Annotated in this window: 16 protein-coding genes; all 16 read right to left on the bottom strand. The window is 48.8% G+C overall.

The features are described 5' to 3' along the window. Positions 1–19: 19 nt before the first annotated feature. Positions 20–670: a translation elongation factor Ts gene (gene tsf / locus ACFRAM_RS02285; protein WP_175371918.1), complete on the bottom strand. Its 651-nt coding sequence runs from the start codon at positions 668–670 to the stop codon at positions 20–22. A 123-nt stretch (positions 671–793) separates the two neighbouring features. Then, positions 794–1,495, bottom strand: coding sequence for a 30S ribosomal protein S2 (gene rpsB / locus ACFRAM_RS02290; RefSeq protein ID WP_066362087.1), 702 nt, complete (start codon positions 1,493–1,495; stop codon positions 794–796). 286 nt (positions 1,496–1,781) lie between these two features. Beyond that, positions 1,782–2,459, bottom strand: a complete 678-nt coding sequence (locus ACFRAM_RS02295) for a hypothetical protein (protein WP_379464356.1) — start codon at positions 2,457–2,459, stop codon at positions 1,782–1,784. Continuing rightward, complete coding sequence (locus ACFRAM_RS02300; protein WP_379464357.1) at positions 2,456–3,028, bottom strand: syntaxin family protein; 573 nt, start codon at positions 3,026–3,028, stop codon at positions 2,456–2,458. Before ACFRAM_RS02300 ends, ACFRAM_RS02295 begins: the two co-directional genes overlap by 4 nt. 38 nt (positions 3,029–3,066) lie before the next feature. Continuing rightward, entirely contained in the window at positions 3,067–3,378 is a 312-nt protein-coding gene (locus ACFRAM_RS02305) for a hypothetical protein (protein WP_175371921.1), read from the bottom strand. A gap of 65 nt (positions 3,379–3,443) precedes the next feature. After that, on the bottom strand, positions 3,444–4,847 hold the full coding sequence (locus ACFRAM_RS02310; protein ID WP_379464358.1) for a flagellar assembly protein A: 1,404 nt from the start codon (positions 4,845–4,847) through the stop codon (positions 3,444–3,446). A 30-nt stretch (positions 4,848–4,877) separates the two neighbouring features. Further along, positions 4,878–5,666, bottom strand: a complete 789-nt coding sequence (locus ACFRAM_RS02315) for a FliA/WhiG family RNA polymerase sigma factor (RefSeq protein WP_175371923.1) — start codon at positions 5,664–5,666, stop codon at positions 4,878–4,880. 88 nt (positions 5,667–5,754) lie between these two features. After that, a complete protein-coding gene (locus ACFRAM_RS02320) occupies positions 5,755–6,174 on the bottom strand; it encodes a hypothetical protein (protein WP_379464359.1) in 420 nt (139 codons plus the stop codon). After that, entirely contained in the window at positions 6,174–6,668 is a 495-nt protein-coding gene (locus ACFRAM_RS02325) for a chemotaxis protein CheD (protein WP_379464360.1), read from the bottom strand. Before ACFRAM_RS02325 ends, ACFRAM_RS02320 begins: the two co-directional genes overlap by 1 nt. Further along, positions 6,661–7,254, bottom strand: coding sequence for a chemotaxis protein CheC (locus ACFRAM_RS02330; RefSeq protein ID WP_217622385.1), 594 nt, complete (start codon positions 7,252–7,254; stop codon positions 6,661–6,663). Before ACFRAM_RS02330 ends, ACFRAM_RS02325 begins: the two co-directional genes overlap by 8 nt. 36 nt (positions 7,255–7,290) lie before the next feature. Further along, the gene (locus ACFRAM_RS02335; protein WP_379464361.1) at positions 7,291–7,752 is read right to left on the bottom strand and encodes a chemotaxis protein CheW; all 462 of its coding nucleotides are present in this window, start codon (positions 7,750–7,752) and stop codon (positions 7,291–7,293) included. A gap of 27 nt (positions 7,753–7,779) precedes the next feature. Then, complete coding sequence (locus ACFRAM_RS02340; protein ID WP_379464362.1) at positions 7,780–9,873, bottom strand: chemotaxis protein CheW; 2,094 nt, start codon at positions 9,871–9,873, stop codon at positions 7,780–7,782. Between the two features lie 34 nt (positions 9,874–9,907). After that, complete coding sequence (locus ACFRAM_RS02345; RefSeq protein WP_379464363.1) at positions 9,908–11,314, bottom strand: protein-glutamate methylesterase/protein-glutamine glutaminase; 1,407 nt, start codon at positions 11,312–11,314, stop codon at positions 9,908–9,910. Between the two features lie 37 nt (positions 11,315–11,351). After that, entirely contained in the window at positions 11,352–12,230 is an 879-nt protein-coding gene (locus ACFRAM_RS02350) for a MinD/ParA family protein (protein WP_379464364.1), read from the bottom strand. Further along, complete coding sequence (gene flhF / locus ACFRAM_RS02355) at positions 12,230–13,627, bottom strand: flagellar biosynthesis GTPase FlhF (protein WP_379464365.1); 1,398 nt, start codon at positions 13,625–13,627, stop codon at positions 12,230–12,232. Before flhF ends, ACFRAM_RS02350 begins: the two co-directional genes overlap by 1 nt. Continuing rightward, positions 13,624–15,657 (bottom strand): flagellar biosynthesis protein FlhA, encoded by a 2,034-nt coding sequence (gene flhA, locus ACFRAM_RS02360; RefSeq protein ID WP_379464366.1) that lies wholly within the window; start codon positions 15,655–15,657, stop codon positions 13,624–13,626. The genes flhF and flhA overlap by 4 nt, the downstream gene beginning before the upstream one ends. Between the last annotated feature and the right edge of the window lie 6 nt (positions 15,658–15,663).

Raw genomic sequence — 15,663 nt, forward strand, 5'->3', positions numbered from 1 at the left:
GGTTACCCGGGGGACTAGATTATTGTTTAACTTGTGCCATAACTTCTTCAACGAAGTTATCAACTTTCTTTTCCAGACCTTCACCCAACTCATAACGTACAAAACGACGGATGGAGATGTTTTCACCAATGGTGCTGATTTTTTCATTCAACAATTGGGAAATAGTTTTGTCAGGGTCTTTAACGAAGGATTGCTCAAGCAGGCAGTACTCTTCATAGAACTTGCTGATGCGGCCTTCAACCATTTTTTCAACGATCTTCTCAGGCTTGCCTTCGTTCAGGGCTTGAGCCTTCAAGATTTCTTTTTCTTTCTCAACGTCTGCTTGTGGAACTTCTTCGCGACGTACATAAAGCGGGTTAGCTGCTGCGATTTGCATAGCGATATCGCGTGCGAACTCTTTGAAGGAATCTGTTTTACCAACGAAGTCAGTTTCACAGTTGATTTCTACGAGTACGCCAATACGGCCGCCAGCGTGGATGTAAGATTCTACAACGCCTTCTGTTGCAACGCGTCCAGCTTTGTTAGCTGCTGCGGACAAACCTTTTTCACGAAGCAATTCAGCAGCTTTCGTGATGTCGTTGTTTGCTTCTTCAAGCGCCTTTTTGCAATCCAGCATACCTGCGCCTGTTCTTTCACGAAGCTCTTTTACTGCCTTTGCATCTACTGCCATTGATTATTCCCTCCAGATATGTTGTCGTTTTCTTGCTAATATCCTAAAAAAAGGGCAGTGAGAGGTTATCCACCTGCCAACCACCCTTTTCATTTAAGTTCTTGTTTATGTTGTAACCACTACTTAAGCTGTAGTTGTGTCTTCGCCTTGGTGAGCTTCGACAACAGCGTCAGCCATTTTACCAGTCAACAGTTTTACAGCGCGGATCGCGTCGTCGTTACCTGGAATTACGTAGTCGATTTCGTCTGGATCACAGTTGGTATCAACGATAGCAACGATAGGAATACCCAATTTGCGAGCTTCCGCAACAGCGATGCGCTCTTTACGCGGATCAATGATGAACAACGCGCTTGGCAGACCTTTCATGTTCTTGATTCCGCCCAGGAATTTCTCAAGACGATCTTTCTCCTTGCGAAGAAGGATAACTTCTTTCTTAGGCAGAACTGCGAAGGTACCGTCTTCTTCCCAAGCTTCCAATTTCTTCAGGCGATCAACACGCTTTTGAATAGTTTGGAAGTTAGTCAGGGTACCACCCAGCCAACGTTGGTTAATGTAGAACATACCCGAACGTTCAGCTTCTTCTTTTACGGAATCTTGAGCTTGTTTCTTTGTTCCTACGAAAAGGATAGTGCCGTTGTCGCCAGCGACGCTCTTAACAAAGTTGTAAGCTTCCTCTACCTTTTTAACCGTTTTTTGCAGGTCAATAATGTAAATTCCGTTTCTTTCAGTGAAGATATAACGATCCATTTTTGGGTTCCAACGACGAGTCTGGTGACCGAAGTGTACCCCAGCTTCGAGAAGCTGCTTCATGGAGATTACTGCCATCTTCACACACCTCCTAATTTTGGTTTATTGTGTGTCTCCTCCGCCATGTGTCATTTTTCGGCAAGACTTTCTTCGAAAGAAAGCACCGCTTGCCTGAAATCAACCGGCGTGTGTTTTAACACCGTCAATTAATATACCATAATTTAATATTGGTTGCAACGTCCAACTTGTAATTTTAGCAAAAAAGATGGATAATCCCGTATTTCAGGCAGCTTAATGACTGCCAGAACAGGATTTCCATCTTTCTACAAAATAATGCTATAGCTGCATCCAAGCTCTATCGACTCTACTTTTTCAGCGTAATCAGCTTTTCAATAATGGAGTCAATGCTCTCACCTTTTTCAAAGCTGTAGGTACCATACTGAATCTTCGTGTTGATCTTGCGTTCTTTAGCCGACTTCAGAAAAGCCTCTTTATCTTTGACCGCACCCGACTGAGCCAGCAAATCTGCTGTTCTTGTCAAAGTGATACCGCTTGGAATCCGCACAGTCACCACTTCTGGTTTAGGTGCCTTTGGTGTCTCAGGCTGTTCTGGAACGTCTGGAGTTCCTGTATCCTTCGGTTGCTGAGCAATCTCTTCTACTGGCGAAGAGGGGACTGCAGGCGTAGAAGGCTCGGTAGCTTTCGGCGTGGCAGCAGGCGAAGGAACGACTGCTGTAACCGGTGCCGATGGCGGCGGAGAAGCCTCCATGACAGCCGGTACCTCCGTACTAACCGGTTCACGGGTGTCTCCTTCCTCGCCCAATGGACCTTCCGTGCTGCCGGGCTGAACTTCCAACGCAGACTCCCCAGGCGTAAGTAGCTTGCCTGATTCATCAGAGACTTTCAAGTTCAGCTGCGCCGCCCCCTTGAGCACCTGCTCTTTCGTGAGCGGCGCTGCATTGCCCGAGATCATAACTTGAAGCAGCAGAGCCCCGGCAACTAGGCCAGAGCCAAGTCCAAGCAGAAAGGAACGATTCTTCATCCTATCGATTCCTCCTGTTTGGCAAGCTGGAGAATCAGTTGCACCTCTCCCCGCTGAAGCCCAGCAGTCTTGGCTATGGAGTCTATGGACTTGCCTTCCTCATGCAGTTCAAATAAACGCGGGTAACGCAGTTTAATGGAACTCACTGGCTTCGGCTTTATCTCAGGCGGTGCCACCACATGCTCTACGTTATTTGCAACAGTTGTTTGAATAACTGTTTGATTTTCTAGTGAGGTCGCCAATTGACGTAAGGTTTCCGCTTCTTCGTTCATTCTGGCTTCGAGCTGCTTGGAATGCTCCTGCTGTTCGCTCAAAGCCCCTTGCAGATCCTTGATCTGCTCAGTTAGTGTCGCCTGATTACTCTGGGACTGCTGCTTGATGCTGCTCACTAATTGAACCAGCTCTTCATTCTCGCGCTCCATATCCGCCATATAGAGCTCAAGCGCCGCCTCAGTCTCCTTAAGGCTTTGCTGTTCTGTTTTCTTGCCCTCCCGGGCCCGCGCCGGCATAATCAGGGCGTACACGATTGTGACAGCGCCCACCAGCACAATATACCCCCATGGTTGCAAGTGCCAAATCCCCTTTTGCTTAAAATAATATTAGTTTCTTATAAGCTCAAATCAATGCGACGCCCTTTGTACGGATGCTCGGCATCACGGCTTCCATCAGACTTGTGACCTTTTTCCTGCGAGGAATGTCCTCCTGGATTGTTGCCCCGTCCACCATCATCACGCAAGGCGGGCTCTGAAGGATCATCGACCTCCCCAGTACGCTGAGTCATTTCCTGGCTTTGCTTAACATTCTGTGCAGCTAGCTGCTGCTGGTCTGCTGCAGGACGATGCTGAAGCTCGTTCTGAATTCTTCCCGCCTCTGTTGTCCGAGGCACAGCGATTTGCAACTCCACCGGTTTCAGACTCATGTCGACCCTCTTTTCACAAAATAGGAATTTGTAAATGGCCGGCCGCCGATGCTGCCCGCCTGAGTTTAGATGTACGGCGTGATTGAAATATCACCTTCGCTGTATGCGAAAACGACCCGCTCTGTCGGGTCTTTTACATATCTAGTGTATCTGCCAATTACGATTTTGCATCCTCCGTATATCGTCTTAACAACTTCTATCCTGGCTCTACCTGTATCCTCTAGCATTCTCTCGATCTCAAGCACTCTGCTCTTGATAATTGTCTCTTCCCTCTGATGGGATTGCTTTGTTGCATTAAGCTTGACGCGAAGTGCTATTTTGTCGGGAGACAGCTGACCGCTATTCGCCAATTGATTCAAAAGATAAAGCGCTTTGGTGGTCTTGTCATCATTCTCAAGCAGCTGTCGGAGCTGTTGACGGAGTTCATTAATCTCATTCCTCAGCTCTGGCAATACCCCCACTTCAAGAGCTGTTGCCGTAGACATCGTGTTACCGATTGTCCGTGCGATCACCCGCTCGCCGGCCTGAACAGTTCCACCGACAATCAGACCTTTTGTGCCATTACACACGACGTCGTGTCCTGCACGTATATCGGAGTGCATAATGCTCTGCGAGACAATAACGTCTTCGCCTGCAGTTACATTCCCGTCTTGGATAAAGGACACCTTTACATTTTTACCGGCGCTGACATGGCCTTTGTGATAACCGATAATGCCGCCTGTAATCTCGATGGAACCTCCGGCGATTAGTTCCGCACCTTCCACTCCGCCAACCACCCGAATATCGCCCTCCGATTTAACAGAGAACCCGGTGAGAACATTACCACGGATAACAACGGTACCCACAAAATCAATATTTCCGGTACTGTAATCCACGTCACCATTGACTTCATACACCGGAAAAACATTGATTTTGCCTTTATCCGTAATCGTCACAAGACCATCTATTGCAGCATACATGGAGGTCTCTTCATTGCTGACCAGGACATTTTTACCGACTTTAAACTGGGCTTCCCGACCAGCCTTAAATGGTAGTTCTTCACCCGTCACCATCTTACCTGGTTTACCGGCTAATGGAGGAACGGTCTTGGCGATCAGTTGGCCTTTACGGACATTATGAAGCCGGACCAAATCCTTATAGTCGACCTTCCCGTCAGCCTTCTCAGCCGGCCCACGGTTCTCCTCCATATCAATGGTAAGAACAACTCGTCCATCGGTACCATTCTCGGCGGAGTCTCCAATCGCAATAGGTACTCTATTGAAGAAATACTCCTCGGGATGAGTACTAAGACGCTGGACAATATCCCGTTGAATACCAAATCTGATATTATGACTGTGCAGAAAAGCCTCCAGCTCTTCGATCGAACAGGAAAAATTCTCGTCTTTTTTGGAAAACTGGAGGTAAGCAATGCCTTTGTCATCCGAGAATGTAATACTCAGGTACTGATTCAAAGCATAATGACCGATCAAATTATACTCCCCCTTGTCACCGCAGTACGGTTAATCGTTTTGCATGAGAAGATCACGGTTTTTCTCCAGCGTTCCCCTCAGCCGCAAAATAGCTTTAGAATGGAGCTGCGAAATCCGCGAGGGGGATAGTGACATGACCTCGGCAATTTCGCTTAAAGACAAATCTTCATAATATAAAAGGGACACCACGGTCCGTTCTTTCACCGTTAGTTTCTCAATGCCTTTGGTAAGGGTCTCACGCAAATAAAATTCGTTTACCTTGCGATCCGGGTTCTTTGCCTTGTCATCCACAAGGATGGACATCCGGGTCTCCGATTCTTCTTCGCGAATGGGGTCTTCCAGTGAGCAGAGTGACATAACGGCCACATCCTGCAGCATATTTTGAAATTCTTGTTCGCTAATATTCAGGTATTGACTCATTTCTTCGTCGGTAACAGACCGTAAATATTTCTGTTCCATCTGTTGATAAGCATCTTCTATTTTTTTGGCTTTCTCCCTCACCGACCGGGGAACCCAGTCACTCTGGCGCAAAGAATCAAGGATCGCCCCACGTACCCGCCAGGAGGCATAGGTCTGGAACTGGAGCCCCCGCTTATAGTCGAATTTTTCAATGGCATCAATCAGCCCCATAACACCATTGCTGGCTAAATCATCCTTGGATACGTTCTTGGGCAATCCTACAGCCAAACGGCTGGATACGTAATCTACAATATGGAGATAACTCTCAATCAGCTTTTTCTTCGCTTCAGGATCGCCGTGTTCTTTCCACTGCGTCCATAGCTCGTCTATCTCCGATTGAGAAGCTTTACGCTCGTTCAACAGCTTTCACCCTTCCCAAAGTTTAGTCAGCGTGCCCTGAGTGAGGAACCGTACAGCTTGGCCGAATACCGGTTCCTGCAGCACTACCTTATTCTTCTTTCAGGTGACGAACGGCCTTGGCCAATTCTTCAGGATCTTTCATAGTGACCAGCTTGGGCGGCTTTAGCGGTGTAAATCCTCCGTTATCTCCATTCCCTTCGGCCGGCTTTGGCTTCAAAAGATTCTTCAATTCCTCATCCTCATCCGGAGTGCTGATATTCAGTCTGGCACCCAGCGCTTCTTCGCCATCCCCTGCAGCAGGGTCCGTGAGTTCTTGTGGTTCCGTTTGTTTCAACATAACACCCAATACCCATCTAAGAAGAAATGCAAGCAAGAACCAGGTGATAAATCCAAATAATCCTCGAATCAGACTGGTCATTAGCAAGTTATTCCCGTAAGTGACAAGGAAGGTAACCACAAAGCCTACTACGCCAGACAGCAAATTTATCAAAATGTTTCCAATCATCATTATAATTCCTTAGCGCCTTTTTGCACACTGCGGATGTACAAGACTCCGGTGCTACAGGCGATCTCTATCGTACGGCCATAATTGCCGCCGGTATCTTCAGCGAGTAAGGGAATGTTCAAAGCTTCAAGTGCCAACTTACAGGATTCCACATTACGAGGCCCGATCCTCATGGTGTCACTCCCTCCAGCAAAGGCAAACATCTGAGAGCCTCCCGCCATCTTGGCGACGATTCGGCTGCGGACCGCCCCAAGTGACAGCAGACGGTTTAGCAGTTCCGGCACAGCTGTATCGGCAAACTTGGCGATATTGAGCTGCCCCTCCCTGGCAATTTCGGAGGAAGGCAGCATAACATGTGCCATTCCTGCCAGCTTTTTGCCCGGATCATACAGGGTCAATCCTACGCAGGAGCCAAGTCCAGTTGTACGGATCAGACCCTGGCTCCCGACATTAAGATCTGCCATGCCTACCTTTATGATGGTCTGTTCATCAATCATTGTCGAAAGGAACTCCTAGTGATTTGAAGATTTTCGGGAACGATTCCGGATCGGGGATGAGGAAGAATTGCCCTTCAATCTCATTTTGCCCTTCCAAAAACGTCGTATCTATCAGCAAAGCATCATCGCCCATTTGCCCAAACTGTAACAGGCCGTAGCCCAGAATTGCACCCGCCATGTCCATTGCGAGTGCCGGCACCGTTGGGTACATGGTAAGCGAAGTAAAATCGGCTAGTGAGGACAGATAAGAACCAGCCAAAATGTTGCCGATTTCATTCAATGCGGATAATTCCATTTCGCTCAATTCTTCCCCACCAGACAGCTCGATCCCGGCCACACGGCTGAGCAGATTGACGGCAGCTTCCGGTGTAAGAATGAAGAACAGATTGCCAGGTGCATCACCTTCAACCCGCAGGAAAACGGCATACACCAATTCTTCGGCGCCGCCCACTTTCTCAGTAATTTCCTCAAAGTTGAGCAGCTGGACCTTTGGTACGGCCATATCAATCGGTTTGCCCAGCAGCTGAGATAACGCGGTGGCAGCGTTACCTGCTCCTATATTACCGACTTCCTTGAGCACGTCCATTTTGAAATCCTTGAAGTTTTTGAACAACTCCACTGGTTAGCCCTCCAGGCCTTCCAATTGTACGATTTCGCTCTTGTTGAGCACCTCGGACAAATTGAGCATGATCAGCAGACGGTCTTCCCCGATTTTGGCCACCCCGTCCAAGTACTTGGCTTTGATGCCACCCACAACATCTGGAGGTGTATCAATGGAATCCCTGTTAAGATCAATGACATCATTGGCGGAATCTACGATGAAGCCTACTTCCATCTCGTTCACAGCTACTATAATTACTCTCGTCTGGTCGGTGTGCTCAGCCTCAGCAATGCCGAAGCGGCCACGAAGATCAATCACAGGGATCACAACCCCGCGCAAATTGATTACTCCCTTGATAAAAGAATACGTCTTTGGTACACGTGTGATCGGCATCATACGCTCGATGGTCTGCACCTTATCCACTTCAATGCCGTATTCTTCGAGACCTAATTTGAACACTATCACTTTAATATCTTCAGCCATGGAATGAACCTCCCTGTTCTATCCTAGTTATTTAATAAAAGCGTTCGGATCAATAATGAGTGCCACCTGTCCGTCACCAAGAATCGTAGCGCCGGATATGCCTTGAATCTCAGGCAGATATTTGCCGAGATTCTTGATTACAATCTCGTTCTGTCCGATAAAATCCTGTACCGCCAGAGCCACGAGGCGTTCTCCCTTACGGACCACAACGATTTCCGTTTCTTCCTCAGTACTTTCATCATAATCAGGTATGGAGAATATGCGGCTCAAGGAAACTAGCGGAATATGGCTGCCTCGGAACTCCAGCATTTTGTTGCCATGAATGGTACGGATTTGAGTTTGCTTGATGATGCCTGTTTCTACAATCGAGGACAACGGAATCGCATACTTCTCCGAGCCCAGCTTAATCATCATTGCCGCAATGATCGACAGTGTAAGTGGAAGCTGTACCGAGAAGTTAGTTCCTTTACCCGGTGTGGAGTAAATGGTAACATTGCCGCCCAGCGCAGTAATCTTGGCCTTAACAACGTCCAATCCCACGCCACGTCCAGAAACGTCGGAGATAACTTCCGCCGTACTGAAGCCTGGGGCGAACAACATTTGATAAGCTTCTTCATCCGTCTTGCTTGCCGCTTCTTCTTGGGTAAGAATCCCTTTCTTAACAGCAGACTTCAGGACGTTCTCAGGGACAATCCCTCTTCCATCTTCTTCAATTTCAATAAATACATGGTTACCGCTATGGAATGCGCGCAGGTTAACAGTTCCGGTCTCCGGCTTGCCGGCAGCAATCCGGTCGGCAACAGATTCGATCCCATGGTCAACCGCATTGCGCAGCAAGTGCACGAGCGGATCGCCGATTTCATCGATGACCGTTCTGTCCATCTCAGTCTCAGCACCGGTAATTACAAGATCAACCTTCTTGTCCAAAGACTTGGCAAGGTCACGAATCATCCGCGGGAACCGGTTGAATACCGTATCCACCGGCACCATGCGCAGCTTCATTACGATATTCTGCAAATCGGCGCTAACCCGGCTCATATGCTCTACCGTTTCGGTAAGATCACCACTTTGCATTTCGGAAGCAAGCTGTTCCAGACGGACCCGGTCAATAAGCAGTTCACTGAACAGGTTCATCAAGACATCCAGACGCTCAATGTCCACCCGGATGGTCCGCGACGGCGTACCGCCCGTTCGGCCAGCAGCCGGGGACTTGGCCTCCTCTTTAGCAGCCGCTCTTGGCGCTGGAGTGGATGTAGCAGCTGGTGCAACAGGAGTTTCCACAGCAACAGCTACCTCAGAAGCAGCGGTAGCTACTTCGGCAGTGGCTGCAGCCGTGTCCTGACCAAGCTGATGTAAGGATTCTTGATCCAGCGCAATAGCCGTCACCTTGTCAATTTCCGACAGGTTCAGGATCATGGCCTGAATTTCACTAGCATCCTTTTGAGTTATGTAATAGAGTGAAAAGCTGTGATCAAATTTCTCCTGCTCAATATCTTGAACGGAAGGGAAGGATTTAACGACCTCGCCGGAGCGTTCCAAGAGATCAAATACCATGTAAGAGCGTACCGCTTTAAGCTGACAATCCTCACGAATTGCAACCTCCACGAACATAACCTTATGGCCTTCCTGAATAGACTGCTCCAGGACAGAGAACTGGAACTCGTCCAGATGTATTGGAGTCTCGGCTTGTCCGGAAGCTGCTGGAGCACTCCCAGTCGATGCACCACCTGCTGCAGGAACTTCACCGCGAACAATGGCCTGAAGATCGGCTACAATGGCAGAAACATCTGCCTTGCCTTCTCCGCCCCCAGTAATGTCCTGAACCATCGATTCCAGGGCATCCAGACTTTTGAATAAGGTGTCAAAAATGAAATCCTGCATTCGCAATTTGTTGTTGCGAACCAGATCAAGCACGTTCTCCATTTGGTGAGTGAGTGAAGCCAAATCCTCAAAGCCCATAGTAGCCGCCATACCTTTTAAAGTATGCGCAGAGCGGAAGATTACCTGTACGATGCTAAGATCCTCAGGATTTGCTTCCAGCCCCATCATATTTTCGTTCAATGACTGCAGATGATCATTTGACTCATCAATAAACATGGATAAATACTGATTCATGTCCACTAACGAGCACCTCCCCTTCGAGTTCGCTTTTCCGTTATTTAACGGCTTGCACCAGTCTTGGAGCTATTTCCTGCAACGGCAGGATATGTCTAACGCACTGCAGTTCAACCGCAGAGCGCGGCATTCCATATACAACACAAGTCTCTTCACTCTCGGCAAAGGTTGAACAAACGCCGGATTCATAGAGAGCCTTCATCATTCGTGCTCCATCGCTTCCCATTCCTGTCATCAGCACAGCATGACGTTCCAGCGACGAAAGCGGAAGCAAGGATTCAAATAATGTATCTACAGACGGCCTATGGCCGTTGCGTGCCTCTTCCTTCGTAAGAGAAAGGGTATATTGCCCGCCAGCGGTTGGAACAACCTTCATGTGATAGCCACCCGGGGCGATATAGGCGGCCCCTTGCCGCAATACCATGCCCGGCTCCGCCTCGGCCACTTCCAGCGGACTGAAGGTATTCAATCGCTGTGCCAGCGATTTCGTGAAGTTAGGCGGCATATGCTGCACAATCACGATCGGCGCTGGGAAATCGGCCGGAATGTTCTCCAGCAAAGCCTTAAGGGCTCGCGGCCCTCCGGTTGAACAACCTACAGCGACGATTTTGCTGAATCCCTTCGCAGAACCGGAGCTCCGGACCGTGCTTGGAGCGTCAGTCACCTCTGCCCGTTCAGCAGTGGTCTCCTGTTGTAACTGGAGTACATTCGTAGACTCACGCTCTGTTCTGAGGCGACTCCTGAACTTCTCAGAAGCAGGCTTTGCAGAAGCTGGCGGTGGCAGAACCGACTTCTTCGTGGTTTTGCTCTCCTGTGCAGCTTTTTTCTGGATAGGCTTAGCAGCGCGAGTCACCTCTGCCGGCTTAATCGGTCTATCTGCTTCAGCTTGCTTGCTTGCCGGCAGCCCGGAGTTTTTGGCTGGGAGCTCCAGATTCTTTCTTACAGCTTGTATACTTGGTTTAGCGGTTTGTTCCTGCGGCGCTACAGGCTCAACAGGGTTAGCTTCGATGGCCTGAATAGCAGTTTCTCTGACTTGTCTCTGATGACGGGCCAGCATCGCTTCCTTCATCTGCTCACGCAGCGATTCCCCCACGGCGATGATATCTTGCGAGCTGGAAATCGATGGCTTACGGATGAAGTCGAAGGCCCCCCACTCCAGTGCCAGAATGGTCTCCTTCATGCCTTCCTCGTTGATGCCTGACAGCATAATTACGGGAAGCGGACGCTCGGCCATGATTATTTTCAGCGCTTCCAGGCCGTTCATTTCCGGCATTTCCACATCCATGGTCACAAGGTCGGGGCATAGCTCGTTTACTTTTTCAATCGCCTCACGGCCATTGGCTGCCGTTGCCGTTACCTGAAAGTCAGCATCGTTTTCAATCAAATCGGAAATGATCTTGCGCATAAATGCAGAATCATCAACAACCAAAACTTTATATGGCTTCATATCATTTCCACCTCTGTTCCTGAGTTCAGAACATGTACTACCTGTTTCGTATTAACCACTTGCGAATAAACCCCTTAATCCCCTGAACTTTGGTTTCTATAGCAGCATCGCTTGCCAGATAACGAACGGCTAGAAGATGAACGTCTTTAGCTGCTGCGCTGTTTGGATAGGCTAGAATGAACGGTACTTGTCTTTTCACAGCCTGAACCACATGGGAATCACTGCTGATATGACCCAAGAAAGGAAGATTCAGTTGTAAAAACCGGCTTGCCGCCATTCGAATTTTATCACTAGTTGCTGCTGCTTCCCGTATGTCCCCGGCTTGATTGACAATAAGTCTGAAAGAAATATCGGGATGAGAGTTATGTACCACTTTCATTAGTGCGTAGGCGTCAGTTATAGCCGTTGGCTCTGGGGTAGTGACCACCAGACAGTCATCGGCAGACGAAATAAATTTCATCGTTTCCTTGGACAAGCCAGCACCTGTATCAAACAGAATAAAGTCCATGCTGTCGGCAATCTCGGCGATCTGGGTTGTAAAATAATTGAGATCAGCCTCAGAGAGCGAGAACAGCTCGTCCATGCCAGAGCCACCTGCGATGAAAGGAAGATCTTGCGGTCCGAGTTGAACGACCCGGTTAATATCGGCTTCTCTTGTTAGCAAATGATAGAGGTTATATCTGGGAGAGACCCCCATTAACACATCTATGTTCGCCATCCCGATGTCAGCGTCGAATAAAAGAACTTTCTTCCCCAGTGACTGAAGGGCCAACGCAAAATTCAGTGTGAAATTCGATTTACCAACGCCGCCTTTTCCGCTGCAGACTGTAATAACCCGGGCAGTGGAACCTTCCTTGGTTATACGTTTGGTGTCTTGGCTGGACACAAGATGTCTTAAAGATTGCGCTTGATCCATTAATACCCACCTGTTCCCAAGAGCATATCAGATAGTTCTTTTTCAGAAGCAAGTAAGAGATCATCCGGAACGTTCTGCCCATTGGTCAAGTAAGACAAGGTTAACGGAAAATCATTCAGTACATTGAAAAGAGGACCGTAGCTTCCCGTTTCATCCAGCTTCGTAAAGATTACTTTATCCAGCGGATACCTGCCGAAATGCTCGGCAATCTTCTTCATATCCCGGCTCTTGGAGGTCATGCTAAGAACCAGATAAGTCTCGCTCCTTAGCTCCTTGGCCAGCAGGCTCTGCAATTCAGCAACAAGCATCTCATTGCGGTAATTGCGTCCCGCTGTATCCATCAATACGAGATCACAGCTTTCGAGCCGGAACATCGCCCGCTGCAGATCTCCCGGCGACTGAACCACTTCCAGTGGAATGTTCAGAATAGACGCATAGGTTCGTAGCTGATCTACAGCCGATATCCGGTATGTATCCGAGGTGATCAAGCCCACTCTACGGCCATACTTGAAGAGTTGCTCTGCGGCCAGCTTGGCGATTGTCGTCGTTTTACCAACGCCAGTAGGTCCGGCAATGTATACGATCTGTGTATCCGGGCGTATCCCCTGAGCTACACGGCCCTCGAGAAAGCTGCTGATCTGTTCAGCCAGACACTGATCGAACTGCTCAGGTCTCCAGGTGCGTCCTTCATCATTCCAGCGGTCAAAAATAGTGCTAATCCATTCTTCAACCAGCACCGTATCCATCTCCTGATCCACCAGTTGGCTCCTAAGTATCTCCAGACGATCCGGCAATTCACGCGAGCCTGAGGAGTGACGAGCAATCCGTTCCATCCACTGCTTCATTTCGCGTATTTCACGCAACACCTCAGGATCAGGCGCTGATGCTTCATTTATAAGAGGTCTTCTCGCTTCCTCCATGAAGTCAACATTTAGGAGCGGGAACTCAGGCTCCTTACTCAGCAACGTCTGTCTCGTCTCCTCCAAAGTCGAAGTTGGATCTTGGCGCACGGGAGGCGCTGGCACAACCGATGTCTCCTGAATACCTATGGCCTCAGAGAGCGCTGCGGCAATCTCGGCAAACGTGCGGTTCTCCGCAGGAGCTGGAGCGGGCTTCTCTTCAACAGCCTGCGGCGTGGCAGATGCTCTTTTATACGCCTGCGGAACGGCATTGCGCGGTATGCTAAGAGAAGGCGCTGGCGGCGGTGCCGGAGCAGCTGGCTTCTGCTCCTTCTCTACGGCAGCAACCACTTCTATCTTTTTCTTTTGGAAGAGTCCGATAAACCCGCCTACTTTGATCTCTTTGGTACTAAGAATGACGGCGTCGCTGCCTAGCTCATTGCGGATGGACAACATAGCATCAGGCATCGTATCCACCACATAACGCTTCACTCTCATAGATTCACCACTCCAACGCTTTGAATTTCAATGTTCGGTTCAAGCTCGCTGTAAGAGAGCACCGGAATATCCTGCATCGTGCGTTCAATCACCTGCCGCAAATACATGCGGATATTCGGTGAGGTCAGCACAATCGGTTGCTGTCCCGACTGAAGCAGTCGATTGATCTGCTCGGTCAGTCGCTGATAGACCGTTTGTGTTGACACCGGATCCAACGCTAGATAGCTGCCCTGCTCCGATTGCTGCACACTTTCAGAGATTTTCTTTTCCAGTGTCGGCCCTACGGTTATTACCCGTAAGGTCTCCCCGGTTTGGGAGAACTGTTGGGTAATTTGTCTCGATAAAGACTGACGCACATACTCGGTAAGAATGTCAGGATCCTTAGTGTAGGTTCCATAGTCTGCGAGCGTCTCGAAGATGGTTACGAGATCCCGGATGGAGATCTTCTCACGAAGCAATTTCCCCAGCACCTTCTGCACATCCCCGATGGCCAATACTGAAGGAATGAGCTCATCCACAAGCACAGGGTAGTTCTCCCGCAAATTGTCGACCAGCATTTTGGTTTCCTGACGTCCGAGCAACTCATGCCCGTGGCGTTTAATCAGTTCAGTAAGATGTGTTGCTACAACAGAAGGTGGGTCAACTACGGTATAACCTGACAACTCAGCACGTTCTTTTACGGATTCGTCAATCCACAGAGCCGGCAATCCGAAAGAAGGCTCCACGGTTTCAATCCCGTTGATAGACTCATCATCATACCCTGGGCTCATGGCAAGATAGTGATTAAGTAATAATTCACCACCGCCAACGTTATTTCCTTTAATTTTGATGACATATTCATTCGGTTTTAGTTGAATATTGTCGCGAATGCGAATAACAGGCACCACTAGTCCCATCTCAAGCGCACATTGCCGTCGAATCATGATAATTCTGTCGAGCAAGTCACCACCCTGGCCCGTATCAGCCAAAGGAATCAAGCCGTAGCCAAATTCGAACTCAATCGGATCGACTGAAAGCAAGTTGATAACACTTTCGGGACTGCGCACTTCTTCGATCTGCTTTTCTTCCACAAGCTGTTCTTCCGCGATCTGCTTTTTATTGAGATTTTGACTCATCCGGTAAGCAGCGAAGGCCATCAGTCCAGCTAGCGGCAACGTTGTTGTGAGATGAATTGGAGTAAACAAACCCAGGAAGGCTACAGTTACAGCTACAATATAGAGCAGCTTCGGATAAGACAATAATTGTCCTGTCAAATCCTCTGCCAGATTGCCTTCCGAAGAAGCGCGGGTAACAATCAAGCCGGCAGCGGTCGAAATGAGCAAAGCAGGAATCTGACTGACCAGCCCGTCACCAATAGTCAGTACAGAATAGGTTGACAGTGCTTCACCAAAAGGCATACCGTGTACAACCATCCCGATGATAAATCCGCCGATCAGGTTAATAAGGAGGATAATAATGCTGGCAATAGCATCCCCTTTAACAAACTTACTGGCCCCGTCCATCGCTCCGTAGAAGTCTGCTTCACGTTCCACCTTCTGACGGCGCTCACGGGCCTGCTGTTCATTGATCATGCCGGCGTTGAGGTCGGCATCTATACTCATTTGCTTTCCGGGCATTGCATCGAGTGTGAATCTCGCGCCTACCTCGGCCACGCGTTCAGAGCCTTTGGTAATAACTATAAATTGAACAACCACCAGAATCAGAAACACGACAAAACCGATAGCAATCTGTCCGCCGGCAATCCAGCTACCGAAGGTAGCAACAACAGCACCTGCATCACCTTCAGAGAGAATCAGCTTGGTTGTCGAGATGTTCAACGCCAGACGGAACAACGTTGTAATCAGAAGCAATGCAGGAAAGATTGAAAACTGCAAAGCTTCCTTAGTATTCATAGCCACCAATATGATGGTTAACGCAATTGAAATATTTACAACCAGTAAAACGTCCAGAAGCCAGGACGGGATAGGCAGAATCATCATAAGCACAATACCGATGATGCCCACCAAAACAGATAGATCTCTAGCTTTCAATGTCCT

The sequence above is a fragment of the Paenibacillus sp. NPDC056722 genome, from assembly GCF_042790635.1.
GTDB classification, from domain to species: domain Bacteria; phylum Bacillota; class Bacilli; order Paenibacillales; family Paenibacillaceae; genus Paenibacillus_AQ; species Paenibacillus_AQ agri.